The 23,579-nt window shown below is 36.1% G+C and carries 26 protein-coding genes and 1 tRNA gene; 3 read left to right on the top strand and 24 right to left on the bottom strand.

Annotated features, from left to right (window positions below; all coding sequences use genetic code 11):
* Window positions 1–13: 13 nt before the first annotated feature.
* The 17 genes from J3U50_RS02690 to J3U50_RS02770 all read right to left on the bottom strand — a co-directional run bounded on the left by J3U50_RS02690 (window position 14) and on the right by J3U50_RS02770 (window position 17,191).
* Window positions 14–316 carry a ribosomal L7Ae/L30e/S12e/Gadd45 family protein gene (locus tag J3U50_RS02690; protein ID WP_034531672.1) on the bottom strand — a complete coding sequence of 101 codons (303 nt, stop codon included), beginning with the start codon at window positions 314–316 and terminating at the stop codon, window positions 14–16.
* Window positions 306–605, bottom strand: a complete 300-nt coding sequence (locus J3U50_RS02695; protein WP_034531674.1) for a YlxR family protein — start codon at window positions 603–605, stop codon at window positions 306–308. The genes J3U50_RS02690 and J3U50_RS02695 overlap by 11 nt, the downstream gene beginning before the upstream one ends.
* A 26-nt stretch (window positions 606–631) precedes the next feature.
* Complete coding sequence (nusA, locus tag J3U50_RS02700; protein ID WP_053792782.1) at window positions 632–1,720, bottom strand: transcription termination factor NusA; 1,089 nt, start codon at window positions 1,718–1,720, stop codon at window positions 632–634.
* A 19-nt stretch (window positions 1,721–1,739) separates the two neighbouring features.
* Entirely contained in the window at window positions 1,740–2,213 is a 474-nt protein-coding gene (rimP, locus tag J3U50_RS02705) for a ribosome maturation factor RimP (RefSeq protein ID WP_034531677.1), read from the bottom strand.
* 115 nt (window positions 2,214–2,328) lie between these two features.
* Complete coding sequence (locus tag J3U50_RS02710; protein WP_301945513.1) at window positions 2,329–6,654, bottom strand: PolC-type DNA polymerase III; 4,326 nt, start codon at window positions 6,652–6,654, stop codon at window positions 2,329–2,331.
* 59 nt (window positions 6,655–6,713) lie between these two features.
* Entirely contained in the window at window positions 6,714–8,423 is a 1,710-nt protein-coding gene (locus tag J3U50_RS02715) for a proline--tRNA ligase (RefSeq protein ID WP_054608230.1), read from the bottom strand.
* Between the two features lie 22 nt (window positions 8,424–8,445).
* Window positions 8,446–9,717, bottom strand: a complete 1,272-nt coding sequence (gene rseP / locus J3U50_RS02720) for an RIP metalloprotease RseP (protein ID WP_301945514.1) — start codon at window positions 9,715–9,717, stop codon at window positions 8,446–8,448.
* A gap of 19 nt (window positions 9,718–9,736) precedes the next feature.
* Window positions 9,737–10,525 (bottom strand): phosphatidate cytidylyltransferase, encoded by a 789-nt coding sequence (locus tag J3U50_RS02725; RefSeq protein ID WP_053791837.1) that lies wholly within the window; start codon window positions 10,523–10,525, stop codon window positions 9,737–9,739.
* A 15-nt stretch (window positions 10,526–10,540) separates the two neighbouring features.
* Complete coding sequence (locus tag J3U50_RS02730) at window positions 10,541–11,299, bottom strand: isoprenyl transferase (protein WP_301945515.1); 759 nt, start codon at window positions 11,297–11,299, stop codon at window positions 10,541–10,543.
* A 68-nt stretch (window positions 11,300–11,367) separates the two neighbouring features.
* Window positions 11,368–11,766, bottom strand: a complete 399-nt coding sequence (locus J3U50_RS02735) for a hypothetical protein (protein ID WP_034531688.1) — start codon at window positions 11,764–11,766, stop codon at window positions 11,368–11,370.
* Between the two features lie 22 nt (window positions 11,767–11,788).
* Window positions 11,789–12,352, bottom strand: a complete 564-nt coding sequence (gene frr, locus J3U50_RS02740) for a ribosome recycling factor (protein WP_041152360.1) — start codon at window positions 12,350–12,352, stop codon at window positions 11,789–11,791.
* 3 nt (window positions 12,353–12,355) lie between these two features.
* Window positions 12,356–13,078 carry a UMP kinase gene (gene pyrH, locus J3U50_RS02745; RefSeq protein ID WP_041152361.1) on the bottom strand — a complete coding sequence of 241 codons (723 nt, stop codon included), beginning with the start codon at window positions 13,076–13,078 and terminating at the stop codon, window positions 12,356–12,358.
* Window positions 13,079–13,211: 133 nt separating this feature from the next.
* Window positions 13,212–14,087, bottom strand: coding sequence for a translation elongation factor Ts (tsf, locus tag J3U50_RS02750; RefSeq protein WP_053791839.1), 876 nt, complete (start codon window positions 14,085–14,087; stop codon window positions 13,212–13,214).
* A 113-nt stretch (window positions 14,088–14,200) separates the two neighbouring features.
* On the bottom strand, window positions 14,201–14,947 hold the full coding sequence (rpsB, locus tag J3U50_RS02755; RefSeq protein ID WP_034533994.1) for a 30S ribosomal protein S2: 747 nt from the start codon (window positions 14,945–14,947) through the stop codon (window positions 14,201–14,203).
* A gap of 159 nt (window positions 14,948–15,106) precedes the next feature.
* Window positions 15,107–16,105, bottom strand: coding sequence for a D-2-hydroxyacid dehydrogenase (locus J3U50_RS02760; RefSeq protein WP_041152363.1), 999 nt, complete (start codon window positions 16,103–16,105; stop codon window positions 15,107–15,109).
* A 59-nt stretch (window positions 16,106–16,164) separates the two neighbouring features.
* The gene (locus tag J3U50_RS02765; RefSeq protein WP_034533997.1) at window positions 16,165–16,449 is read right to left on the bottom strand and encodes a GIY-YIG nuclease family protein; all 285 of its coding nucleotides are present in this window, start codon (window positions 16,447–16,449) and stop codon (window positions 16,165–16,167) included.
* Complete coding sequence (locus J3U50_RS02770; protein ID WP_301945516.1) at window positions 16,439–17,191, bottom strand: tRNA1(Val) (adenine(37)-N6)-methyltransferase; 753 nt, start codon at window positions 17,189–17,191, stop codon at window positions 16,439–16,441. Before J3U50_RS02770 ends, J3U50_RS02765 begins: the two co-directional genes overlap by 11 nt.
* A gap of 86 nt (window positions 17,192–17,277) precedes the next feature.
* Between J3U50_RS02770 and J3U50_RS02775 the strand changes: the two genes are divergently transcribed.
* Window positions 17,278–17,901 (top strand): 1-acyl-sn-glycerol-3-phosphate acyltransferase, encoded by a 624-nt coding sequence (locus J3U50_RS02775; RefSeq protein ID WP_034531706.1) that lies wholly within the window; start codon window positions 17,278–17,280, stop codon window positions 17,899–17,901.
* 42 nt (window positions 17,902–17,943) lie between these two features.
* Here J3U50_RS02775 and J3U50_RS02780 read toward each other — a convergent pair whose 3' ends face one another.
* Window positions 17,944–18,162, bottom strand: a complete 219-nt coding sequence (locus tag J3U50_RS02780) for a YneF family protein (RefSeq protein WP_034531707.1) — start codon at window positions 18,160–18,162, stop codon at window positions 17,944–17,946.
* A gap of 70 nt (window positions 18,163–18,232) precedes the next feature.
* Complete coding sequence (locus tag J3U50_RS02785) at window positions 18,233–18,490, bottom strand: DUF896 domain-containing protein (protein WP_034531709.1); 258 nt, start codon at window positions 18,488–18,490, stop codon at window positions 18,233–18,235.
* A gap of 86 nt (window positions 18,491–18,576) precedes the next feature.
* On the opposite strand from J3U50_RS02785, the gene lexA reads away from it, so the two are divergent.
* Entirely contained in the window at window positions 18,577–19,212 is a 636-nt protein-coding gene (lexA, locus tag J3U50_RS02790; RefSeq protein ID WP_290047316.1) for a transcriptional repressor LexA, read from the top strand.
* Here the strand turns inward: lexA and J3U50_RS02795 are convergent.
* The 3 genes from J3U50_RS02795 to J3U50_RS02805 all read right to left on the bottom strand — a co-directional run bounded on the left by J3U50_RS02795 (window position 19,209) and on the right by J3U50_RS02805 (window position 22,074).
* Entirely contained in the window at window positions 19,209–19,649 is a 441-nt protein-coding gene (locus tag J3U50_RS02795) for a nucleoside 2-deoxyribosyltransferase (RefSeq protein ID WP_041152366.1), read from the bottom strand. The genes lexA and J3U50_RS02795 overlap by 4 nt on opposite strands.
* Before the next feature lie 9 nt (window positions 19,650–19,658).
* Window positions 19,659–20,825 carry a hydroxymethylglutaryl-CoA synthase gene (locus J3U50_RS02800; RefSeq protein WP_054608236.1) on the bottom strand — a complete coding sequence of 389 codons (1,167 nt, stop codon included), beginning with the start codon at window positions 20,823–20,825 and terminating at the stop codon, window positions 19,659–19,661.
* 103 nt (window positions 20,826–20,928) lie between these two features.
* Window positions 20,929–22,074 (bottom strand): family 20 glycosylhydrolase, encoded by a 1,146-nt coding sequence (locus J3U50_RS02805; RefSeq protein WP_301945517.1) that lies wholly within the window; start codon window positions 22,072–22,074, stop codon window positions 20,929–20,931.
* A gap of 235 nt (window positions 22,075–22,309) precedes the next feature.
* Here J3U50_RS02805 and J3U50_RS02810 point away from each other — a divergent pair, with 235 nt between their 5' ends.
* Complete coding sequence (locus tag J3U50_RS02810) at window positions 22,310–22,666, top strand: hypothetical protein (protein WP_054608238.1); 357 nt, start codon at window positions 22,310–22,312, stop codon at window positions 22,664–22,666.
* 276 nt (window positions 22,667–22,942) lie between these two features.
* Here J3U50_RS02810 and J3U50_RS02815 read toward each other — a convergent pair.
* A tRNA-Ser gene (locus J3U50_RS02815) sits at window positions 22,943–23,029 on the bottom strand.
* A 31-nt stretch (window positions 23,030–23,060) separates the two neighbouring features.
* A complete protein-coding gene (locus J3U50_RS02820; RefSeq protein WP_034531719.1) occupies window positions 23,061–23,579 on the bottom strand; it encodes an adenine phosphoribosyltransferase in 519 nt (172 codons plus the stop codon).

A 23,579-nucleotide genomic window follows, 5' to 3' on the forward strand; every position in this document is an offset into this window, starting at 1 on the left:
CGTTCCTTTACAATTAATTTGTCATTTCTTTCAAACGTTTGGCAAATCCATTGTCTGCGATCCCAATAATGGTCCGCGGCATCCCAATTGCATCACTTATCTCTACTTTAGTAAACATTTGATTGGTAGGAATGTTATATGAATTTGCCTTATCTGTAAATTTCTTCAAGCTGGCTTTTCCAGAGTCAGTAGCGATAATCAGAAATTTAATTTTATTCTTCTTGATTGCGTTGAGCAATATGTCTTCACCAGTAGTTATCTTTCCGGCTCGCTTTGCTAAACCAATAAAGTTTAATATTTGTTCTTTATTTGTCATTTTCGAAAAGTTCTTTTCTGGCTTGTTTGTGGTCTACGTAAGCAATTAAATCATCGTAAAATTCATCACTTAAGTCAACTGAAAATACTTCGTTTAGTTTCTTTTCATCCTTGGCTTTTTGTGCGACTTTTACGTCAATTGAAACGTATGCCCCTCTACCTGATTTTTTTCCAGTTTCATCGATAGTAACGTTATTTTCTTTGTCCTTAACGATTCTAACTAAATCTTTCTTGGGAGCCATTTCACCAGTAACAATATCTTTTCTCATTGGAATTTTTCTTGTTCTCATTGAATTAACACTCCTTAAACTTGTTATTATTCGTTATCGATTGCGTCGTCACTATCTTCTTGGACGTCTTCAGTTAGACCATCAGCTTCTGATTCAGACTTGATATCAATCTTGTAACCAGTCAACTTAGCAGCTAGACGTGCGTTTTGTCCACGCTTACCAATTGCTAATGATAGTTGGTAGTCAGGTACGATAACTGTACATGCACGTTCATTTTCTTCATCAAAGATAACATCAACTACTTCTGATGGGTTTAATGAATTAGCAATGAATTCGGCAGGATCTTCAGTCCATTGAACGATGTCCATGTTTTCGCCACCTAATTCATTAACGATAGTTTGAACACGTTGACCTCTTGGTCCAACAGTTGTACCAACTGGGTCGATATCATCGTTGTTAGATCTAACGGCTACCTTAGCACGGTCTCCGGCTTCTCTTGCTATTGATACAACTTCAACAGTTCCGTCGTAAATTTCAGGAACTTCTTCTTCAAATAGTCGTTTTAATAAACCAGGAGCGGTACGACTAACGAAGATTTGAGGACCCTTAGTAGCGTCTTCAACACGGTTAACGTAAACCTTGATTCTGTCTTGTGGTCTGTATGTTTCATTTGGCATTTGGTCGTTCTTAGGCATAACTGCTTCAACCTTACCTAAATCAACATATACAAAACGATCGTCTTGGCGTTCGATTTCACCAGTGATTAGTTCGTCTTGGTACTTGCTGTACTTGTTGTAAACAATTGTTCTTTCAGCTTCTCTAACTCTTTGCATAATAACTTGTTTTGCAGTTTGAGCAGCGATTCTACCAAAGTTCTTAGGAGTAACTTCAAACTTAATTTCGTCACCTAATTCGTAACCACGGTTTAATTGTAATGCATCTGATAGACTGCATTCTAGTCTTGGGTCAACTACATCTTCAACAACTGTCTTAACGGCGTAAACATGGATGTTACCCTTCTTGTCGTCAAAAGCAACTTCAACGTTTTGTGCTTGGTTGTAGTTTCTCTTGTATGCTGAAGTTAATGCAGCTTCTAAAGCATCAATAACAGTTTCTTTAGAAATCCCTTTGTCGTTTTCTAGGGCATCTAGTGCACCTAAAAGTTCTTTACTCATTTTTGATTGTCTCCCTTAGCTAAAATTTAATTGCTAATCTTGCTTTGGCAATTGATTTTCTTGGTATTGTTAGATCCTTAATTCGACCTTTTAAATTAACAGTCAAAACTAATTCATCTTCGCTTAATTCTTTTAAAGTCCCTTCATAGACTTTTTCACCGTTAATTGGTGCATACAATGAAACATGAATGTATTCATTAACAGCTTTTTCATAATCTTCTGGTTTCTTTAGAGGTCTTTCAGCTCCTGGAGATGAGACTTCTAGAAAGTAAGCTTGTGGAATTGGATCCGGATCCATTGAATCTAATTTTTCACTTAGTTCGTCAGATACTAACGCACAGTCTTCAATATTGATACCGCCGTCCTTATCGACATAAACCCTTAAATACCAATTCTTGCTTTCTTTTACAAATTCGATGTCATATAAATAAAAGTCATGACTATCTAGAATTGGAGTTACTACTTCTTTTACCACTTCTGTAACTTCGCTCAATGATACGCCTCCTAAAAAAATCCAATAAAAAGAGCGAGCATTTCTGCTCACTCCTTTCTCTCAGATATAAATCATAATGTATCATACCATACTATCTGAGATTGTTCAATACATACTACATCATATCAAATAAACTTAATTGGTTTTCATCAGGTAAGTTATCGATGATATGATTTTCTGTCATAAATTCGATTAACTTCTTAGAAACCTTTCCACGTTTGGATAAGTCTTCTTTAGAGATAAATTCTTTATCTTCACGCGCTGCAACGATTTGTTTAGCAACGTTTAAGCCAAGACCAGGAATGGCTCTAAATGGTGCAATTAACTTGTTACCATCAATTAACCATTGTTCGGCATCGGAACGGTTTAAATCAACCATTTCGAATTCGAAACCTCTTTCAATCATTTCGTTGGCTAATTCAAGAACAGTTAATAGGTTCTTATCCTTGGCAGATGCATCGTTTCCAAGATCGTTAATTTCTTTCATCTTGGCCTTAACAGCTTCCTTACCATGACACATTGAAACGATATCAAAGTCATCGGCTCTAACTGAGAAGTATGCACAGTAGTATACCAATGGGAAGTACACCTTAAAGTAAGCCACACGTAACGCCATTAAAACATAGGCTGCCGCATGGGCACGTGGGAACATGTACTTAATCTTTAGACATGAATCAATGTACCATTGTGGAATGTTGGCTTCGTGCATTTTCTTTTGCCATTCGTCCTTAATTCCACGACCCTTACGAACATATTCCATGATTTGGAATGATGTTTCTGAATCTAGTCCCCAGTTAATCAAGTCCGTCATGATGTTATCACGACAACCAATAACGTTGGCGATGGTTGCTTTACCTTCCTTGATTAATTCGTCGGCGTTTCCTAACCAAACGTCGGTACCATGGGATAGACCTGAAATTTGTAGTAGTTGTGAGAAGTTTGCCGGATTAGTTTGTTCTAGCATCCCTCTAACGAACTTGGTACCAAACTCAGGAATTCCTAGTGTCCCTGTCTTTGATTGGATTTGATCTTGAGTTACACCAATTGTATCTGTACCGGAAAATAGTCCCATAACTCCCGGGTCATCCATTGGGATTGATTGAGGATCAATTCCTGATAAATCTTGAAGCATTCTGATCATAGTTGGGTCATCATGTCCCAGCACATCCATCTTCAAGATGTTGTCATGGATAGAATGGAAATCAAAGTGGGTAGTTTCCCAAGCCGCGTTTTGATCATCGGCAGGATATTGGATTGGTGTGAAATCAAAGATATCCATATCGTCAGGAACGATAATAATTCCGGCCGGATGTTGTCCGGTCGTTCTCTTAACACCAGTATCACCCTTTGATAGACGATCAATTTCGGCAGAACGAATAGTTTGTTGAGTATCTCTTTCGTATGCCTTTACGTATCCATAAGCGGTCTTATCCGCAACAGTACCGATGGTTCCGGCACGGTATACGTTATTTTCACCGAACAACACCTTTAGGTAGTTATGGGCGATTGGTTGATAGTCACCAGAGAAGTTCAAATCAATATCTGGAACCTTGTTCCCACTAAATCCAAGGAATGTTTCGAACGGAATATTATGACCGTCACCAATCATTAACGTTCCACATTCTGGACAGTTTTCATGTGGTAAATCGTATCCTGAACCATATTCACCCTTAGTAAAGAACTTAGAGTATTTACAGTTCGGACAACGATAGTGTGGTGGCAATGGATTAACTTCAGTAATCCCCGCCATTGTGGCTACCAAACTGGAACCAACGGAACCACGGGAACCTACCAGATATCCATCCTTGTTACTCTTTGCTACAAGACGCTTAGCGATTAAGTAAATAACTGAGAATCCGTTACCAATAATACTCTTCAACTCACGGTCCAAACGTGCCTGAATTAATTCAGGTAGTGGATCACCGTATAGTTTATGGGCCATATCCATTGTTGAGTTTCTGATTTCATCTTCGGCACCCTTCATGTGAGGTGTGTATAGTCGATCTAAGACCGGATGAATTCCATCATCAACCATGTTGGCAATCTTTTGGGTATTATCAACAACGATTTCCTTGCTGACATCTTCACCTAAGTATTCAAAATCACTCAACATTTCGTCTGTGGTTAAGAATGGTACCTTAGGTAATTCTTGTCTATTTAATGGGTTAGCCCCACCTTGTGAATGAATCAAAATCTTACGGTAAATATAGTCTTGTGGATCCATGTAATGAACATCCCCAGTTGCAACAACCGGTTTATTCATTTCATGACCCATATCAACCATGTTTTGTACTAATTCTTGTAGGTGCTTCTTACCATGGATTAATTCTGAATCAATCATTGGTTGATAAGCTGCACTTGGTTGAACTTCTAGATAATCATAGAATTCAGCCTTCTTTTCGGCTTCTTCTTTACCTTTTTGTAGCATTGCGGTGAATACTTCACCGTTTGCACAAGCAGAACCAACTAATATTCCTTCACGGTACTTTTCAAGCACACTTCGTGGAATTCTTGGCACTCTATAGAAGTATTCAACATTGGATAATGAAACCAACTTAAACATGTTCTTTAATCCAGCCTGTGTTTGAGCCATCAAGATAGCGTGGAATGGACGCGCATGTTTATATGCATCATTATCGGACATGTGTTCATTTAGTTGATTTACCTTAGTAATGTTGTAACGTTCTTCGGCATCCTTGATGAACAAGTAATTCAAATGACCTGTTGTTTCTGCATCATATACGGCACGGTGATGGTGTTCCAAAGCAACGTCAAACTTCTTAGCCAATGTGTTCAAACGATAGCTCTTGTAGTTTGGATATAAGAAACGAGCCAATGGCAATGTATCAATGATTGGGTTTTGAATTTCTTCCATCCCATATCTTTGATAACCAACGTTCATAAAGCCAACGTCAAAAGTAACGTTGTGCCCTACAACGATTGAGTCGCCACAGAATTCTCTAAACAACTTAAAGACTTCTTCTTCAGACTTAGAACCTTTAACCATATCATCAGTGATAGATGTAAGTTCAGTCGTAAAATCTGATAAGTGGAAACCAGGATCAATAAATTCTTCAAATTGGTCCAAGACGTTATTATGTTGCATTCTAACGGCTGAAACTTCGATTACCTTATCGTAAATTGCAGAAAGACCAGTTGTTTCAATATCGAAAACAACGTAAGTAGCATCTGCTAAATCACGGTCATCTTCGTTAAATGTAATTGGAACACCGTCATCTACAACGTTTGCTTCAACACCATATAGCATCTTAATGTCATTCTTTTGTGCAGCAGTATAGGCAAATGGAAAACCTTGAACAGCAGCGTGGTCGGTAATCGCTAATGCCGGGTGACCCCATTCTTTAGCTCTAGCCACGTATTCTTCAATACTGTTAGTTGCATCCATTTGACTCATCTTAGTGTGTAGATGTAATTCAACACGTTTTTCTTCTGCGTCATCGTGACGACCTTCATGATGTAATGGATTAATGTCATAAGCATTCAATGTTAATTCGTGACTGTAGTTATCTTCTTGTATACCACCACGAACCTTAATCCAATCGCCTTCTTGCAATGCGGCAAAGTTAGCTTCATCGTTTTCGTTATTAGAGAACTTCTTAACTTCGATTGATGATGAATAATCGGTAATCTTTAAGATCATCAATTGACGACCTGATCTAAGTGAACGAATTTCCTTACTAAAGATGTGACCATTTACAATCACTAGTTTTTCTTCTTGAACGATATCAACTAGTTTAGTAACTTCTAGGTCATCCTTAATCTTCTTACCGATTTGTACTTTACCCTTTGGAACTGCATTTTTTGAGTTCTTTTGACGTTTAGCAGATGATTCTTGGATTGCTTGCATCGCCTTTTGAGCTAACTCAGCATCCTTCTTTTCCTTTTCAGCTTTAAAATCTTTGATTTTTTCTTGAGAAGCAGTTTCATCAACAAAAACAGAGATGGTAAAGTGTGGAAAACCTAATCGTTCATACAAATCTTCAATTGGACTAACTGCTTTGTCCACAAGAAAGTTCTTAACAATTTCGTTATCAGCACTAAGTTCGATTTTATGATCAACGATCTTTGGTGCATCACGTCTTAATAGTTCATTTTTAATAGCATCAGTGATATCAGCATGTTTAACAATCCATTCCCAATAATTGCCTAATTGCTTGTTATCAAATTGATTGTCGTTTGCTTTGATATTAATTTTAGTAGTAGCGATTTCATCAAAAGTCGCTTGCATACGACTATAAAAATCCAAGAAGACTTCGTAATCTAAAATTCGTGGAAGTGTAAGGTGGAATTCCCAAATTTTGGAACGTTTGTGGATATCAATCTTCTCAATCTGACCGCCTTTAAAATTATCGGAATCAATTTGGTCTTTTAACTGTAATTGATTCAATAATTTTGTAAATAATTCTTCTTGGTTAGACAATCTAATACCTCCATCCTAAGTCAGCTAAAAAAGGTCAGTCTCTTCAACTGACCCTTTTTTTATTTCAAATCTTTAAGTAAGATTTTTACAGTGTTAACAACTTCTTCTTGCTTAACTTCAACAGTTTCGCCAGTTTTTCTAATCTTTATTTCTACGATTCCTTCACTAGCCTTCTTACCAACAGTAACTCTGATTGGTAATCCAATTAGATCTGAATCGGCAAACTTAACTCCGGCTCTTTCTTTTCTGTCATCAGTTAAAACATCAAAGCCTTCATCCTTAAGTTCTTTTTCAATACCATCAGCAACACTAACTTGAGTTTCATCCTTTGTGTTAACAGGAATCAAGTGAATGTCGAATGGTGAAATTGACTTAGGCCAAATTAAACCATTGTCATCAGCTTGTTGTTCAGCAATTGCAGTTAGTAATCTACTAATACCGATACCGTAACAACCCATTACAACTGGTTTTTGACGACCATTTTCATCCAAGACGTTTGCATCTAAGTCCTTTGAGTATCTAGTTCCTAGCTTGAAGATATGAGCAATTTCAATACCACGAGTGAACTTCAATACACCTGAACCGTCTGGTGAGATTTCACCTTCTTCAACTTCTCTAAAGTCACCGTAAGTAACGTTTTCAAAGTCACGTTCAGGGTTAACGTTAGCAAAGTGGTAACCATCTTCGTTGGCACCAGCAAATGCATTAGTCATGTCTTTAACGTAGTTATCTGCTAATACAGTTACAGATTCATCTAGGTTAAATGGACCAACGTATCCTCTTGATGTGTTAGTAAATTCTTTGATTTGTTCATCATTTGCCAAGTCAAAGAATGAAGCACCAAGTTGACCCTTAACCTTAACGTCGTTAACTTCGTGATCACCTCTAACTAAAACCATCACTGGTTTTTCGTCAGCAATGAATAGAACACTCTTAATAACGTTTGAAGCATCTGTGTCTAATAGTTCCACGTCATCTTCGATTGATTTCACGTTTGGAGTACTAATCTTTTCTAAGTCTTTTTGAGTTTCGTTAGACTTTTCAGGAACGTACATGCTCTTAGCCATTTCAAGGTTAGCAGCATATTCGCTATCGTCTGAGTAAACGATGGTATCTTCACCAACAGCAGCTGGTGCAGAGAATTCGATTGAATCTGAACCACCCATGGCACCACCATCACCAATGATAGTACGGTAATCTAAACCAACTTGGTCGAAAATCTTACGGTAAGCATCTTCCATTTGGTTGTAGATACGATCTAGGTCCGCATCATCAATTGAGAATGAGTAACCATCTTTCATGATAAATTCACGTCCACGTAGTAAACCGTTTCTTGGACGTTCTTCATCTCTATATTTTGGTTGAATTTGGTATAACACTAAAGGAAGTTTTTTATATGACTTAACTGAGTCACGAATGATTTCTGTGTAAGTTTCTTCGTGAGTTGGTCCTAGAATGAAATCAGTGTCATGTCTGTTCTTTAGCTTAAATAAAGCTGGACCGTAAGTTTGTAATCTTCCTGATTTTTCCCAAAGCTCTGCAGGTAATACTGCCGGCATAAGAGTTTCATTCGCGTCGATTTCGTCCATTTCCTTACGAATGATGTTTTCAATTTTTGAAATTACTTTGTATGCCAAAGGCAAGTATGCGTACATCCCTGCTGAAATTTGCTTAATGTATCCAGCTCTTAACATTAACTTATGACTAAGAGCTTCAGCACCCTTTGGCGCTTCTTTTAGCGTTGGGATTAACATTTTTGATTGCTTCATAAAAATCTCCTTAAATATGTTCTTAATGGATAAAGTATCTTTGAATGTCGTTAATTGTTACCAGTAGCATTAATACAACTAAGAATGCAAAACCAATAAGTGTAACAATTGTTTCAACTTTTTCAGAAGTTGGTTTTCTTCTAACGGCCTCAATTATGTTCATTAATATTTTACCACCATCTAGGACCGGAATTGGAATTAAATTCATAATCGCTAAGTTAATTGATAAGAATGCGATAAAGTAAACAACTCCTTGTAGTCCTAACTTAGTAGCTTGTGATGTAGAAGCGTAAATTGCAACCGGTCCACCTAAGTCGTTTAAGCTAAAATGACCAGTTACCATGTAAGCTAATTCAGACACAAGTTGCTTAGTCATGTTCCATGTTCTGGTAAAACCAGAGAACAACTTGGTTGTAAAACTAGAATCGACAGTGTTTTTAACTCCAATCAATCCATATTTTTTTCCATTGTTCTTTTGTGATTCACTGGTTAATTTAATTATTTTAACTTGACCATCTCTTTTAATAACTAAGGTTAACTTTTGATCTGGTCTAGCTTGAATTGCTGAGCTTATTTCATTCCAATTGTTGGTCTTTTGATTATCAACTTGAACAATTCTGTCACCACTCTTAATTCCGGCATCCCTTGCAACAGAATGTCCTTGAATTGGGGTAACTGTGTTTTGATTTGAAGCTACTCCACCTTGCATGAATGTCAAAATTGTAAATGCAACAATTGCTAGAATCACGTTATTAACAATTCCAGCAGCATTGGTTATTAACTTTTTGAATACTGGTGCGTTTTGGAATTGAACGTCTTCAGGAGCAATTTGGACCTTTGTTCCGTCGTGTTCCACCATTAACGCATCATGATTCACTTTAAATCTCTTAACATCTTCATTGTTATCTTGGTAACCTTCGATAAATAACTCGTGTTCAAGATCAACATTTGAAACTTCAAGAGGTAGACCGTCTAAAGTCTTTTGTTTTTGGCTGGTATTAATTAAAATAACTTCATTTTGTTCATTAAATTTAAGTGTAACTGGAGTACCAGGATCTAGTTCCTGTGAATCGTTATCGGCAATCCCAGCCATTCGAACATATCCACCTAAAGGAAGAATACGAATTGTATACGTGGTTTGATTGTGACGATAAAAGAAAATCTTCGGACCCATTCCAATAGAAAATTCTCTAACCATTATTCCTGATCTTTTGGCAACGATAAAGTGGCCAAATTCATGAACAAACACTAAAATTCCAAAAACAATAACGAAAGCTAGTATTGTGATAATCAATTAAATCACTCCTTTACATCTAAATAATGCCAAATAGGTGAAGAAGTGGCAAAACAAATAGTAAACTATCAAATCTGTCTAAAATTCCACCGTGTCCAGGTAAAATCTTTCCAGAATCTTTAACTTGGTAGTATCTCTTAAGAGCTGATTCAACTAAATCACCAAATTGACCAGCAATTGATAATACAAGAGTTACGATAACAGCAACAAGTAGTGATGTATGACCAACTGAGAAGTAATACATCCATGCAGTAGCAATGATAGTTGCTAATAATGATCCACAGATTGAACCTTCCCATGTCTTATTAGGACTTACATGTGGAGCTAACTTGTGTTTACCGAATTGCTTACCGAAAATGTAAGCACCTGAGTCAGTTAACCAAACGATAAATAGTGCGTAGAATAATACCGCAATACCAACATGTCTAGCAGCAATAAAGTAATGGAAGCCCATTCCAATGTATAGCATTGCAAGTGTAATCACACCAGCATCATCAAATGAAAAAATGTTCTTAGTAACAACATTTCTTAACATCAATAGCATTACTACTAAATAGAACAAAAAGTTAACTGATAGAAATGATGGTAGACCATTGAACCAGTTACTTGGTGCAATTAATAAAGTTACACCAATAAATGATAGGATTGCTTCTGGTGAAATTACTAACTTTTTCTTCATGATTAGTACTTCAGACATCGCAACAATTCCTAAAGCAATTGCTCCAATTTGAATAAAAATGCCACCCAATAAAACTATTGGCACAAATAATAATAAGGCAATAATTGCCGTTAATACTCTTGTTTTCATAATAATCTCCTAATGTTACTTGTTTTTTAATCCCCCAAAACGACGATGACGTCCTTGGAACTTGGCAATACATTTCATTAAATCTTCTTTAGTGTAGTCAGGCCATTTAGTGTCATCAAATACGAATTCACTGTATGCAACTTGCCATAATAAGAAGTTAGATAATCTTTCTTCCCCACTTGTTCTAATCAATAAATCTGGGTTAGCAAATTCTCCAAGTGATGAAGTCATTAAATTTTCACTAACGACGTCCTTATTAATGTCATCGACATTTAAACTTCCGTCAGATACCTTTTGAGCAATCTTTTGAACTGCTGTAACGATTTCGTCCTGGCTTCCATAGTTTAAAGCAAAGTTCAAAATCATTCCATCGCATTTCTTAGTGTCCTCAACAGCATCATTGATGGCCTTTTGTGTAGACTTAGGTAATTGATCTACATATCCCATAACGTTAACTCTAACGTTATTCTTTACTAAATCTGGTACAAAAGTAGAGAAAAATTTCTCTGGTAAATCCATCAAGTAGTTAACTTCTTGATCCGGACGTTTCCAGTTTTCGGTAGAAAAGGCGTATAAAGTTAATGCCTTCACACCTAAATCACTAGCTGCTTTTGTAATGTCCTTTACAACGTTCATTCCCTTTTTATGTCCAGCAATTCTTGGCAAATGTCTTTGTTGGGCCCATCTTCCATTTCCATCCATGATAATGGCAATATGTTTGGGAATATTATTGTAGTCAAGTTCTGTGGTAGTTTTTTTCTTAAACTTAAACATATATACCTCGCCTATTAGTACAAATAAAGGATGAGAAACAATCCTCATCCCACATTTGTAAAGTTATTTTATTGGATTAATCTCCATTCGCCACGTTTAGCTTCTACTAAAGTTTCGAAATATTTTAATAATTGGTTAGCGTCGTTTGGACTATGTTCACCTAAAAGATTTAATCCTTCACCCGTAGGAATTGGATCACTTAAATCTGTAATTTCAGTTTCATTTTCAATTGTTGCTTCAGTAAACGCAACAATCCAATCATCTTCAATTAATTGTGAAACCACAAAAAAGATGTTGAAATCGTCAGTAACATATACCGGCATAACATAGATTCCATCTTGAATTTCTTCAAGTTGATTACCATTGTAAGACAATGCTTGCTTGGTATCATCGTTCATACTTTCAGATAGTTTGAAAACCATCTTATTGAATTCCTCTGTACCTGGTGTAACTTCTTGTTCTTGCATGGTGACATCCCCTTTTATTAGTTTATCCGTTTAGTACTTCCTTTTCTTTGGCAGCAATAACGTCATCTAAATCTTTGATTTGTGAATCTGTCAACTTTTGAACCTTATCTTCTAGTGCGTGAGTTTCATCATCTGTAAAGTCATCGTTCTTGTTACCCTTCTTTACAGCGTCCATAGCTTCACGACGTACATTTCTAATAGCGACTTTACCTTGTTCACCGGCAGCCTTAACCTTCTTAGAAATTTCTTTTCTACGTTCTTCAGTTAGTTGTGGAACAACTAAACGAATGTTATCACCATCGTTAGCTGGGTTAATACCAATATCAGCTTCAAGGATTCCCTTTTCAATATCATCTAGAGCTGATTTGTCATATGGAGTAACCATAATAACTCTAGCTTCAGGAACAGTGATTGAAGCAATTTGGTTTAATGGTGTTGGTGCACCATAGTATTCAGCAGTAACACCGTTTAATAGACTGGCGTTAGCACGACCTGCTCTAATACTTGCTAATTCTTGTCTTAATGATGCAATTGACTTTTGCATCTTGTCTTTTGCTGTATCTAAAATTTCATTTTGAGTTGCCATACTTTATTTCCCCTTAACTGTAGTTCCGATTTTTTCACCCTTAACAACTTTTTCAATGTTGCCGGATTCATTTAAGTTAAACACTACTAATGGAATATCGTTGTCCATTGATAATGAACTTGCTGTAGTATCCATTACTTGTAGGTTCTTGTTAATGATATCCATTTGAGTTAATTCATCAAATTTAACAGCATTTGGATCCTTGTTAGGATCAGCTGAGTAAATACCATCAACTCCGTTTTTAGCCATTAAAATAGCATCTGCATGTACTTCAGCAGCACGTAAAGCAGCAGTTGTATCTGTTGAGAAGAATGGGTTACCTGTACCACCAGAGAAGATAACGACACGATTCTTTTCAAGATGACGAACTGCCTTTCTACGAATATATGGTTCAGCAATTTGTCTCATTTCGATTGAGGTTTGAACTCTTGTTGGAACACCAAGTGATTCTAAGTTTTCTTGTAATGCTAAACCATTCATAACAGTTGCTAACATTCCAATGTAATCAGCTTGTGTTCTTTCCATGCCCATTTTTGAACCAGCTACTCCACGCCACATGTTACCGCCACCGACAACAATAGCAATTTGAATTCCTAGTTCGTAAACATTTTTTACTTCTTGCGCAATTTTCTTGATTACAGGTGGGTTAATACCGTGACCTTCATCACCAGCAAGTGCTTCACCACTTAGCTTTAAAACAATACGCTTATATTTTAAGTCAGACATCGAATTTCCTCCATTACATGATCGTTAATTTAATTTTAGCATAATATGAAATTTAAAAACAGTTTATAACCGCAATTATTTAATTATAAATATGTATAAAAAAAGGATACGTATCCGCATCCTTTTTCATTGATTATTTGATTTGTGAGTTAACTTCGTCAACAAAGTTAGTTTCTTCTTTTTCGATACCTTCACCGACTTCGTAACGAACAAAGGCCTTTAGTTGACCGCCGTTTTCCTTAACGTATTCAGCAACAGTCTTGTCTGAGTCCATAACGAATTCTTGGTCAGCTAAACTAATTTCAGCAAGGAACTTGTTTAGACGACCTTCAACCATCTTTTCAACGATGTTTTCAGGCTTGCCTTCTTGTAGGGCTTCCTTCTTTAGTTCTTCTCTTTCAGCTTCTAATCTGTCTTGAGGAACATCGTTTCTGTCTAGGTATTCTGGCTTAGTAGCAGCAATGTGCATTGCAACGTGCTTAGCAACAGTTTCGTCAACACCTTGAATTTGAACTAAGGCACCAATTAGACCTTGGTTGTGTAGGTAGTGACCAAAGCTTTCGTCATCGTTCTTAGTTAAAACAACGAAACGACGTAGAGTGATCTTTTCACCAGTAATTTGAGTAGTGTTGATGATCTTGTCGTTAACAGTTTCACCATCAACGTCAAGTGCTAAAGCAGCTTCAACATCAGCTGGCTTAGCTTCAACAATCTTAGCTGCGATTAAATCAATTAGGTTCTTGAAGTCATCGTTACCTGAAACGAAGTCAGTTTCAGCGTTAACTTCAACGATAGCAGCATCGTTACCGTGAGTAACAACACGAGTTAAACCAGCAGCGGCAACACGGTCACTCTTCTTTTCAGCTTTTGCGATACCCTTTTCACGTAAGTATTCTAGAGCTTTCTTTTCGTCACCATCTGAAGCAACTAAAGCTTTCTTAGCATCCATCATACCTACACTTGTCTTTTCACGTAATTCTTTTACTTGAGCAGCAGTAATCTTTGCCATTGTTATGGCCTCCTTAAGTTTTATATTAAAAAAGGCCGACTCATCCCAGGCCTTATCGGTCCAAAAACATGAGTCAGCCTAAGTGTTCAAACAAAATCAATATTTAAAAAATATTACTTGTCTTCACTTTCATTTTCATCTTTAGTGTCTTCGAATGTGCTTTCGCTAACATTTTCTTCACCTTGGTTACCTTCAATGATAGCGTCAGCCATCTTAGCAGTAATTAGACGAACGGCACGAATAGCGTCATCGTTTGATGGGATAATAACATCAACGTCATCTGGGTCAGTGTTAGTATCAACCATAGCAACGATAGGAATGTTTAACTTGTGAGCTTCGTGAACAGCGATTTGTTCTTTACGAGGGTCAACGATGAACATAACATCTGGAATCTTAGGCATGTCTTCGATACCACCAAGGAATTTTTCAAGCTTGTCAGTCTTCTTCTTTAGAAGAGCAACTTCTTTCTTAGGTAGTCTTTCGAAAGTACCATCTTCAGCCATCTTCTTAAGATCCTTTAGGTACTTGATACGGCTTTGGATAGTGTCCCAGTTAGTTAAAGTTCCACCTAACCAACGGTGATTAACGTAGTATTGACCTGCACGTACAGCTTCTTCTTGGATTGAGTCTTGAGCTTGCTTCTTAGTACCAACAAATAGTACAGTAGCGCCCTTAGCAGCTTCATCCTTCATAAAGTTGTATGCTGAATCAATCATCTTAACAGTCTTTTGTAAGTCGATGATGTAGATTCCGTTACGTTGGGTAAAGATGTATTTCTTCATCTTAGGGTTCCAACGACGAGTTTGGTGACCGAAGTGGACACCAGCTTCTAGTAATTGTTTCATAGAAATAACAGCCATGTTAATAGCCCTCCAAAAATAGTTTTTTCCTCCCCGTCAATCTATCAATTCAGAAACTATCAAGAAATAGCACTATCTGAGTTGTCATGACAGGTGTGAATTGGTAATAAATACCGAATATTATTGTATATTAAACTCCAACATTTATCAAGCTAAATATTACAATTTAACAATCTTATCTGATTTACCTGTGTTGATAAGGTCTCTGTTAGCGTCCAATGATAGAGTAACCATGTTTCTAACCGCTGTTTCAGTGTAGAAAGCAATGTGTGGGGTAATCAAAACATTGTCTCTGCTCATTAGGTTCTTTAGACGATCATCTGAGATATCATCGAAACTATCAAAGTTAACATTGAAAACACCTACTTCTGATTCATAAGTATCCAAAGCAGCACCTGCTAGTTTACCTGAATCTAAAGCCTTGATTAACGCGTCAGTATCAATTAGTGATCCACGCGCAGCGTTAATAATGTATGAACCATCTTTCATTTCTGATAAAGTCTTTTCATTTACCATGTGTTCATTTTCCTTAACGGCTGGTGCGTGTAGTGAAATGATATCAGCTTGTTTGTATAAATCGTCTGGAGTATCAACGTAGATACCTTGTTTTTCTAGTTCAGGGTTTCTGAATGGATCATATGCAATCACCTTTGCGCCGAATCCACGACAGATATCAACTAATACGTGACCAATACGACCTGTTCCGAAAACACCAACGGTCTTTGAGTTTAATTCTTGACCAATTTCAGGAGCCCATCTTAAGTCACCTGAACGTTGCTTGTCTTCAAAACGTTTTGTATTTCTTAGTAATCTCATAATTTCAGTAATTGCTAGTTCAGCAATTGCATTTGGAGAATATGCTGGAACGTTTGTTACAGTAATTCCATTTGCTTTTGCAGCATCAGCATCAACGTTATCTACCCCAACGTTTCTTAGTGATAGGTACTTGATGTTAAAACTACCTAATTTATCTAAAATTTCTTTAGTGTATGGTTTTTGTTGGTAAGCAACCACACCATCAAATCCATTAGCTTCTTCAACAGTTGATGAATCAAGTAATTTGGTTTCAACCTTTACTTCTACTTCCGGATTTTTTTGTTCCCATTCTTTTAAATATGGCATTTCATCATTTCTGATTCCATAAGCAATAATTTTCAATACAAAAACCTCCAAATATTCATCGTTACAGTTAGAATTATAACACTTAACACCGTGTCTTAAAGGCTTAGACCGTATTTAGATAAATTTACCCCATTTTCATTTAGGTATTCTAACTTCTTAGTTCTGCTCTGATGTTTAAAATGATACTCGGCACTCAAAGCATCATGTTTATTGTCAAAACTTTCGGAATATATCATTTCGACTGGCAAATGATTGCGGGTGTACTTGGCGCCCTTTCCACTTTGGTGTTGTTCTAATCGATGTTTCAAATCAGTCGTGTATCCACCATATAGTGAATCATCCCCGCACTTTAAAACATACATATAAAACTTATTCTCCATATAAAATCTTCCTTACAAAATCTGTATATTCGTTTGAATTATCTCTATAAACAAAAATTGGTGGTAGTACCTTGGTTCCACCATTCTTCCCCGCTTTGATTCCTTCAACTAGAATCATGTTTGATTCTTTTCCCTCACGTGGATAAATGTATTGAATCCTTTTTGGCATTACGTTGTGAGATTGCATGGCATCAAATAGTTCTAGCATGCGATCAGGACGGTAAACAAAGAACGCTTTAGCATTTGTCTTTAAAAGTCCCTCACACACGGTTAGGATTTTGTCTAAATTAGTTGTGATTTCATGTCTAGCAATTGCTAGGTATGGATTTGGATTCTTCTTACTGTCCTCTAAATCGGGAAAATAAGGTGGGTTACAAGTTATCACGTCAACAGAATCCTTGTCCACATAATCAAATGTATTATCAAGGTCATCGTTTATCACGGTCAACTTGTCGTCTAAGTTATTTAAACTAACACTGCGTTTTGCCATGTCAGCCAGTTTGTCTTGTAGTTCAATTTCGTAAATATGCCCATTGGTTTTATGTGACATAAATAACCCAACTGCACCATTGCCGGCACACAAATCGACAGTCTTTGAAGTACTCTTCTTGGGCAACCTAGCAAAGTCTGCCAAAAGTACCGCATCCAATGAGAATGAGAACACTTCGGGATTTTGAATTATCTTTATATCATTACTATATAGTTGATCTATTCTTTCGTTTTCCTTTAAAACATCGTCCACTTGAATATTCCACCTTATTTTTTTCTTGCATAAATCAATAATAATAGAATACTATTAAATAATAAAGTACGAGAGGAGTTTATTTAATGTATTCTTTTTTAAAGTTCTTATGTAGAATCATTTTATATCCAATTAACGGAATGCCTAAGTTTGAAAACAAACAAAGAATTCCGGAAGGCAATTACATATTAGTTGCACCGCACCGTACATGGTTTGACCCATTGTACTTTGCCCTAGCAGCAAGTCCTAAAGAATTTGCTTTCATCGCTAAAAAGGAACTATTCAAAAACCCACTTTTAGCATACGTATTAAGACATGCAAACGTATTAAGTGTTGATCGTGAAAATCCTGGCCCATCAGTAATTAAGGAACCTGTTAAGATTCTTCAAAACTCTGACAAGTCACTAATCATTTTCCCTTCAGGAACTAGACATTCTCAAGCACTAAAAGGTGGCGCTACTTTAATCGCCAAGCTTTCTAAAGCACCTTTACTTCCAGCTGTTTACCAAGGTCCACTTACATTTAAGAGTTTGTTCTCACGTAAGAAAGCTGTCATCAACTTTGGTGACCCTATCTACTTGGACAAATCAATCAAGCTAAACGAAGAAGGTCAAAAAGCAGTCGAACAACAAATGCAAGATGCTTTCGATAAGTTAGATAAAGAAATTAATCCTGACTTTAAGTACGTTGACCCATCATCAGAAAAATAAGCAATAAAAAAAGACTTAATCTTTGAATTAAGTCTTTTTTATTTATTTGGCGTTAGCCTTCATACTGTTCATCATTTGATTTAACTTCTTAGCTGAAGGTTTTTGACCCATTTGTAGCATCATTGCTCTTAATTGATCCTTGTTAATTGGGGGATTATCTTTAAGATATTTTTCCATGTACTTACGTGCCATGAAGAATCCACCGATCAAACCTACGATTAAAGCTAAAAGAATTAGGATAATCCATAAGAATGTTGACATAATTCTTCCTCCTCCCGTTAGTTACTATTATTAATTTTACACAACTTAATTATTAAATTCAAAAAAAGTTTTAATCGTCACGTAAACCTTTTTTACGTTGAACTTCCTTAACCTTTTCTGGTGTAACTTCTTTACCTTCTTTATTGAAAACTTGAACCATTTCAATTTGGCTTCTCATGTTTTCTTTAAAGCGTTTTAGGTATTGTTTTCTAAGGTCAGCTCTTTCAGCTTCTTCTTCCTTAGTCAATCCACTTTCCTTAGCTTTGTGGGCTAATTCATTAATACGTGGGATAAGTTTCTTTAAAATTGGATCTTCTGCTTCTGACATTTCATTATCTCCTTTGCGAACATTTGTTTTTATTTTCCCGTTATGCTATATTAAAGCTATTATATTACAAGAAACGGGGTATTTATGTGACTTTTTCAAAAGAAGAAAAGACTTCTAAACAATTAGCTATTTTAGAATTTATCTGGAAAAGAATCAATAGCCAAGGCTATCCTCCTACAGTAAGAGAAATAGGTGAAGCCGTTAATCTTTCATCCACATCAACCGTCCACGGTCATTTAAGTCGCCTTGAAAAGAAGGGTTTTATCGTTAAAAACCCCGCTAAACCAAGAGCACTTGAAATCACCGAAGATGGTCTTAAGAAAATTGGGGTTAATACACACCCTGGTGAAATCCCTGTTTTAGGTACCGTTGCTGCTGGTGAACCAATCCTAGCGGTTGAAGATACATCAGAATACTTCTCAATGCCTGACCAATACGAAAACTCAGATGATGTTTTCATGTTAGTCATTCAAGGTGAAAGTATGATCAACATCGGTATTTTAAACGGTGATAAGGTCATCGTTAAAAAGCAATCAACTGCTGAAAATGGTGATATCGTTATTGCAATGACCGATGAAAACGAAGTCACTTGCAAACGATTCTTCAAGGAATCTGACCACTATCGCCTACAACCTGAAAACGATAACTTGGCTCCAATCATCTTGAATCAAGTATCAATCGTTGGTAAGGTTGTTGGATTATACCGTGACAGTATTTTTTAAAATACTTCACCTTCGTAGTGATATTCAGGCATTTCTTTGAAATCAAACTTTTCAACATCGGATACCTTTGTTAGATATGATTTTGATCCGTTTGATAACATCAAGTTAACAATCGCATCTTTTTCATGGAATAAAACAACTGGTTTATCAATTGCATAAGCATACCCAATTTCGAAAGCTGTACCGCTGTCAACATTGTCGTCTACAAAGTCGATAATCGCGATAACGGCATCAGCTTTTTTTATTTCATCAACATCAAGTTGGAAAACATCTTTAGACCATTGGCTACTACCAATTTCTGCCCCGTCGTTTACATTTGAGTTTCTTGGGCTAAAGTATCCTGAAACTGAAGGATTGTTATCCAATGCCTTTTCGATTCTTTGAATACGGTCAATTTGTTCATCATCAAAAAATGGTCCTGCTAAATATAATTTCATGTCAGTCTCCTACTTTCTTCCATAAATTCTTTGGTGGTCTTTTACCCCTTCAAGGAAAAATTCCGCCTTATCATTACTAGTATCCAACTTGATATCACCATCAGCGATTGGAATCCAGTTAGTAAAGATTTCTTCGTATTCTTCAACAGAAACTTGTTTTCTTGACTTCAAAGCATCATCTAATGATTTTGCTAATTCATCGTTTCTGAAGTTATCCTTTAGTTTCATTGGGAAGAATTCACCCTGTGCACCTGAGCCATAACTGAATAACGCAATACGATCACCAGATTGTAAATCATCTGAGTTATTAATTAATGATAGGAAGTTCAAATACAATGAACCGGTGTATAGGTTACCAACGTTTTCGTTGTAGATACGACCTTGTTCGAATTCTTTCTTCAAGTTAGCTTGTTGTCCTTCATCGGCTTCATCAATGATTGATCTTAGTGCCTTAATTCCCATCTTTGGATAAGGTAAATGGAATGTCATTGCTTTGAAATCAGCAATGGTTTGACCAGTGATTTCCTTGTATTCATCCCATGTCTTCTTAAAGAAATCAACGTAAACATCGTTTGAATAGTGACCATCAACAACGGCTTCTGTTCTGTACAATGGTCTCCAGAAATCCATTACATCATCAGAATAGAATGTACTTGGGCCATCGAATTCGGCAATTGAAGGATTGGCAGAAATTACCATGGCAACGGCACCCCCTCCTTGAGTAACTTCACCAGGTGTCTTAATACCGTATCTAGCAATATCGGCACCAATTACTAGGGCTTGTCTTTCAGGATGGTTTTGCACATATTCTTTGGCCATTTGAAGACCAGCGGTAGCACCATAACAAGCTTGCTTTATTTCAAAAGCACGAGCTCGACGGCTTAAGCCTAACATGTTTTGTAAGTAAATAGCAGCAGATTTGGAGTTATCTACCCCTGTTTCTGTTCCAAAAATAATTAAATCAATTTTTTTACGATTATCATCATCAATAATCTTGGTACAAGCATTTGCTGCCATTGTGACAACATCTTGGGTATTGGGAATTACAGCTTGTTTCTTTTGGCCAATTCCAATCAAATACTTGTTTGGGTCTTCGTTTCTAGCGTTAGCTAGATCGACCATATCTAAATACATATCTGATGAGTAAAAACTCATCTTGTCAATTCCAACATTCATAATGATAATCCACACTTTCATATAAATATTATTCTAATTGTACTATGAAACAACATTCTTCACAAAAGAAATAACAAAAAGGCGCACCGTTAAGTGCGTCTTTTTATTTTTCAAATTGCTTCTTTGCCTTTAAGAATGCATCAGCATAGTAGTAAGTTTTTTGATAGGTTTGTTCACCTGTGTATTGGTTAGGATATTCACCCCAGATTGAGAATGCCGCTCCAATATTGTTCTTGCTCTTAGCAAGATTCTTCTTTGATTGGTCATTCCACATGCTCATCTTCCATTTTTTAAATTCACTAGTCCAAATCTTCTTGGATTCTTTTGTGAATGAAGTAGGATCTGTAATCATGTAAAGATAGTAATTATTGTAGTTGATTGTCTTAAAGCCGGCCTTGTTTAGTTCAGGCAAAGTGGCACGCATTCTGATGTTATCTTTACGGTCCTTACTTGAACTAACCTCACCAGTTAAACTCCAGTAATTAATCAAAATATCCTTGTGATACTTATTTAAAACAGCTTTATGGAAACTATCATTCCACATTTCCAGTTTTAAATTATGTTGCTTAACGTAATCATCAATTGCATTGATGTATTTAACAGCCGCATTTTGGTCACTTCGATTATTAATGGTGATTTCATCAGCACCAACAATAATGTGGTATCCCTTTGGTAATAATCCAACGTATTCACTCAAAAGTTTCTTAGAAAAATCTAGAGTTGCCTTCTTGTGGTAGTACATTTCGTTATAACCATCTTTGTTATCCAATTGTTTAGCTAACTTCTTCCCAGCAGATGTGTATGAAAGAAGTTTGATGATTGATTGGTCATGACCTGGAAGGTCAATTTCTGGGATAACTTCAATTCCGTTCATATAACCATATTGAATGATGTCCAATAATTGATCCTTAGTTAAAAATGCTTTCTTGGTCTTTTTGTTGTAGTAAACACCATTTTTTTCATATGAGTTTTTAACGGTTTGACCTAAAGTAGAACTTTCCACACCATATCTCTCATTATCATTTAAGTGAAGTTGAAGATATGTACCATGATCTTTTTTAAGTAAATCAATGTACTTCTTAATTGTTGATGGCGCGTAGTATGTTCTTGAACAATCTAATGACAAACCGATTCGTTTAGTATTGTTATTAGTCGCTGCTAAGGTCTTTTTAGAAAGTGAACCCATTTGAACAAAAATCAAAATTAGGGCAAGAACTGCTCCCACGATTAAATATCTTTTTTTCGGCATAATCACCACTCTTTTCTTTGCGATTATTATATTTTTTAGTATAGCATTAAAATGTCATAAATCTATCTATTTTCATATTTTGTAATCATTATGAAATAGTTACATGTTAATAATAGTGCTTTAATCTTAAATCTAATTTAAATGTTTGTTTCATTGTCGCCTATAATGATATGGTCGAATATGATATCATTATATAGGTTTAATAGTAACATTAGATTGGAGTATTTGTTTATTTATGAAAAAAGCATCATCAATTTTTACTAAATCAGTATACACTTTGTTAGAATTTTCTTTAATGTTAGCTACAGTGTTAGGGATTGGTTTCAACTGGGAATCAGCTTCAACTTACTCAAATAGTTTGAAAATAGATTTTCTAATTTTCATTCAAATTATATTTGTATTGTTAGCATTAATTCAAATCATATCTTTCTACATCAATAAAATCGATTTAAAGAAAGAAATAATCATTTCTGCAACACTATTTATATTGGCCATGATTCTTTACATACTACATGAATCTACAATTCAATTTCTTGTATGTATTTTACTTATCCTTATTTTAATGATAATTGACAAAAAATATTTGGCTTAAATTAAAATGACTAAACAAAAAGCACCCTACTATCTGTATAGTGAGGTGCTTTTTATTTTACATTTATGATCATGAATGTATCAAAAGGAGAGTACATGTATAGGAGGCGTATTAAAAAGAAAATAAAAATGCAGTTAAAAAATGACGTAGTTTTGACGTAGTTTATAGTTAATAATAACTAACTATAAATGACTGATATGTACACCACAAATGCTTATAAACACCGTCACGTTAACGACCATTAACAGTAATTGAACGGTATGACATTGTGGCTAAAGGAGAGTACAGGAGTCGAACCTGCCCGCCGGTGTTACCGGGTCGTCGGATTTCGAGTCCGATGCATTACCGCTCTGCCAACTCTCCATAAAAAGGATGCACTAAGCATCCAATAAATTTAGTATTTTAGTAAGCTAAGAATATCGTAATCCTTAATCTTTTCTCTACCCTTTAATGCTTCAATTTCAACAATGAAAGCAGCTCCAACAACAATTCCGCCTAGTTGTTCAACAAGCTTGATTGTTGCTTCAATTGTTCCACCAGTTGCAAGTAAATCATCAGTAATAAGAACTCTTTGGCCAGGCTTTACAGCATCAGAATGTAGGTAAAGTGATGACTTCCCGTATTCTAATCCGTAAGAAGCACTAACTGTCTTACCTGGTAATTTACCTTTCTTTCTAGCTGGTACGAATCCAATGCCTAAATCATAAGCGACTGGACAACCAACAATGAAGCCACGCGCTTCGGGGCCAACGATTAAGTCGACTTTCTTTTCTTTAGCATATTTTACTATCTCATCGGTAGCTTGGTGATATGCTTGTCCATCTTCCATTAATGGTGAGATATCTCTAAATAAAACACCTGGTTCTGGAAAATCTTCGTAACTTGCAATGTAGTCATGCAAATCAAGTGCCAT

The sequence above is a fragment of the Lactobacillus sp. B3795 genome (assembly GCF_026535805.1).
In the GTDB taxonomy this organism is placed as follows: Bacteria; Bacillota; Bacilli; order Lactobacillales; family Lactobacillaceae; genus Apilactobacillus; species Apilactobacillus kunkeei_C.

Excerpts from the sequence above, each read along its gene's own strand:
- J3U50_RS02690 (WP_034531672.1), bottom strand. The coding sequence starts at position 316 with ATGACAAATAAAGAACAAATATTAAACTTTATTGGTTTAGCAAAGCGA.
- J3U50_RS02695 (WP_034531674.1), bottom strand. The coding sequence starts at position 605 with ATGAGAACAAGAAAAATTCCAATGAGAAAAGATATTGTTACTGGTGAA.
- nusA (WP_053792782.1), bottom strand. The coding sequence starts at position 1,720 with ATGAGTAAAGAACTTTTAGGTGCACTAGATGCCCTAGAAAACGACAAA.
- J3U50_RS02715 (WP_054608230.1), bottom strand. The coding sequence starts at position 8,423 with ATGAAGCAATCAAAAATGTTAATCCCAACGCTAAAAGAAGCGCCAAAG.
- J3U50_RS02725 (WP_053791837.1), bottom strand. The coding sequence starts at position 10,525 with ATGAAAACAAGAGTATTAACGGCAATTATTGCCTTATTATTATTTGTG.
- J3U50_RS02730 (WP_301945515.1), bottom strand. The coding sequence starts at position 11,299 with ATGTTTAAGTTTAAGAAAAAAACTACCACAGAACTTGACTACAATAAT.
- J3U50_RS02735 (WP_034531688.1), bottom strand. The coding sequence starts at position 11,766 with ATGCAAGAACAAGAAGTTACACCAGGTACAGAGGAATTCAATAAGATG.
- frr (WP_041152360.1), bottom strand. The coding sequence starts at position 12,352 with ATGGCAACTCAAAATGAAATTTTAGATACAGCAAAAGACAAGATGCAA.
- pyrH (WP_041152361.1), bottom strand. The coding sequence starts at position 13,078 with ATGTCTGACTTAAAATATAAGCGTATTGTTTTAAAGCTAAGTGGTGAA.
- tsf (WP_053791839.1), bottom strand. The coding sequence starts at position 14,087 with ATGGCAAAGATTACTGCTGCTCAAGTAAAAGAATTACGTGAAAAGACA.
- rpsB (WP_034533994.1), bottom strand. The coding sequence starts at position 14,947 with ATGGCTGTTATTTCTATGAAACAATTACTAGAAGCTGGTGTCCACTTC.
- J3U50_RS02765 (WP_034533997.1), bottom strand. The coding sequence starts at position 16,449 with ATGGAGAATAAGTTTTATATGTATGTTTTAAAGTGCGGGGATGATTCA.
- J3U50_RS02775 (WP_034531706.1), top strand. The coding sequence starts at position 17,278 with ATGTATTCTTTTTTAAAGTTCTTATGTAGAATCATTTTATATCCAATT.
- J3U50_RS02780 (WP_034531707.1), bottom strand. The coding sequence starts at position 18,162 with ATGTCAACATTCTTATGGATTATCCTAATTCTTTTAGCTTTAATCGTA.
- J3U50_RS02785 (WP_034531709.1), bottom strand. The coding sequence starts at position 18,490 with ATGTCAGAAGCAGAAGATCCAATTTTAAAGAAACTTATCCCACGTATT.
- J3U50_RS02795 (WP_041152366.1), bottom strand. The coding sequence starts at position 19,649 with ATGAAATTATATTTAGCAGGACCATTTTTTGATGATGAACAAATTGAC.
- J3U50_RS02800 (WP_054608236.1), bottom strand. The coding sequence starts at position 20,825 with ATGAATGTTGGAATTGACAAGATGAGTTTTTACTCATCAGATATGTAT.
- J3U50_RS02805 (WP_301945517.1), bottom strand. The coding sequence starts at position 22,074 with ATGCCGAAAAAAAGATATTTAATCGTGGGAGCAGTTCTTGCCCTAATT.
- J3U50_RS02810 (WP_054608238.1), top strand. The coding sequence starts at position 22,310 with ATGAAAAAAGCATCATCAATTTTTACTAAATCAGTATACACTTTGTTA.
- J3U50_RS02820 (WP_034531719.1), bottom strand. The coding sequence starts at position 23,579 with ATGGCACTTGATTTGCATGACTACATTGCAAGTTACGAAGATTTTCCA.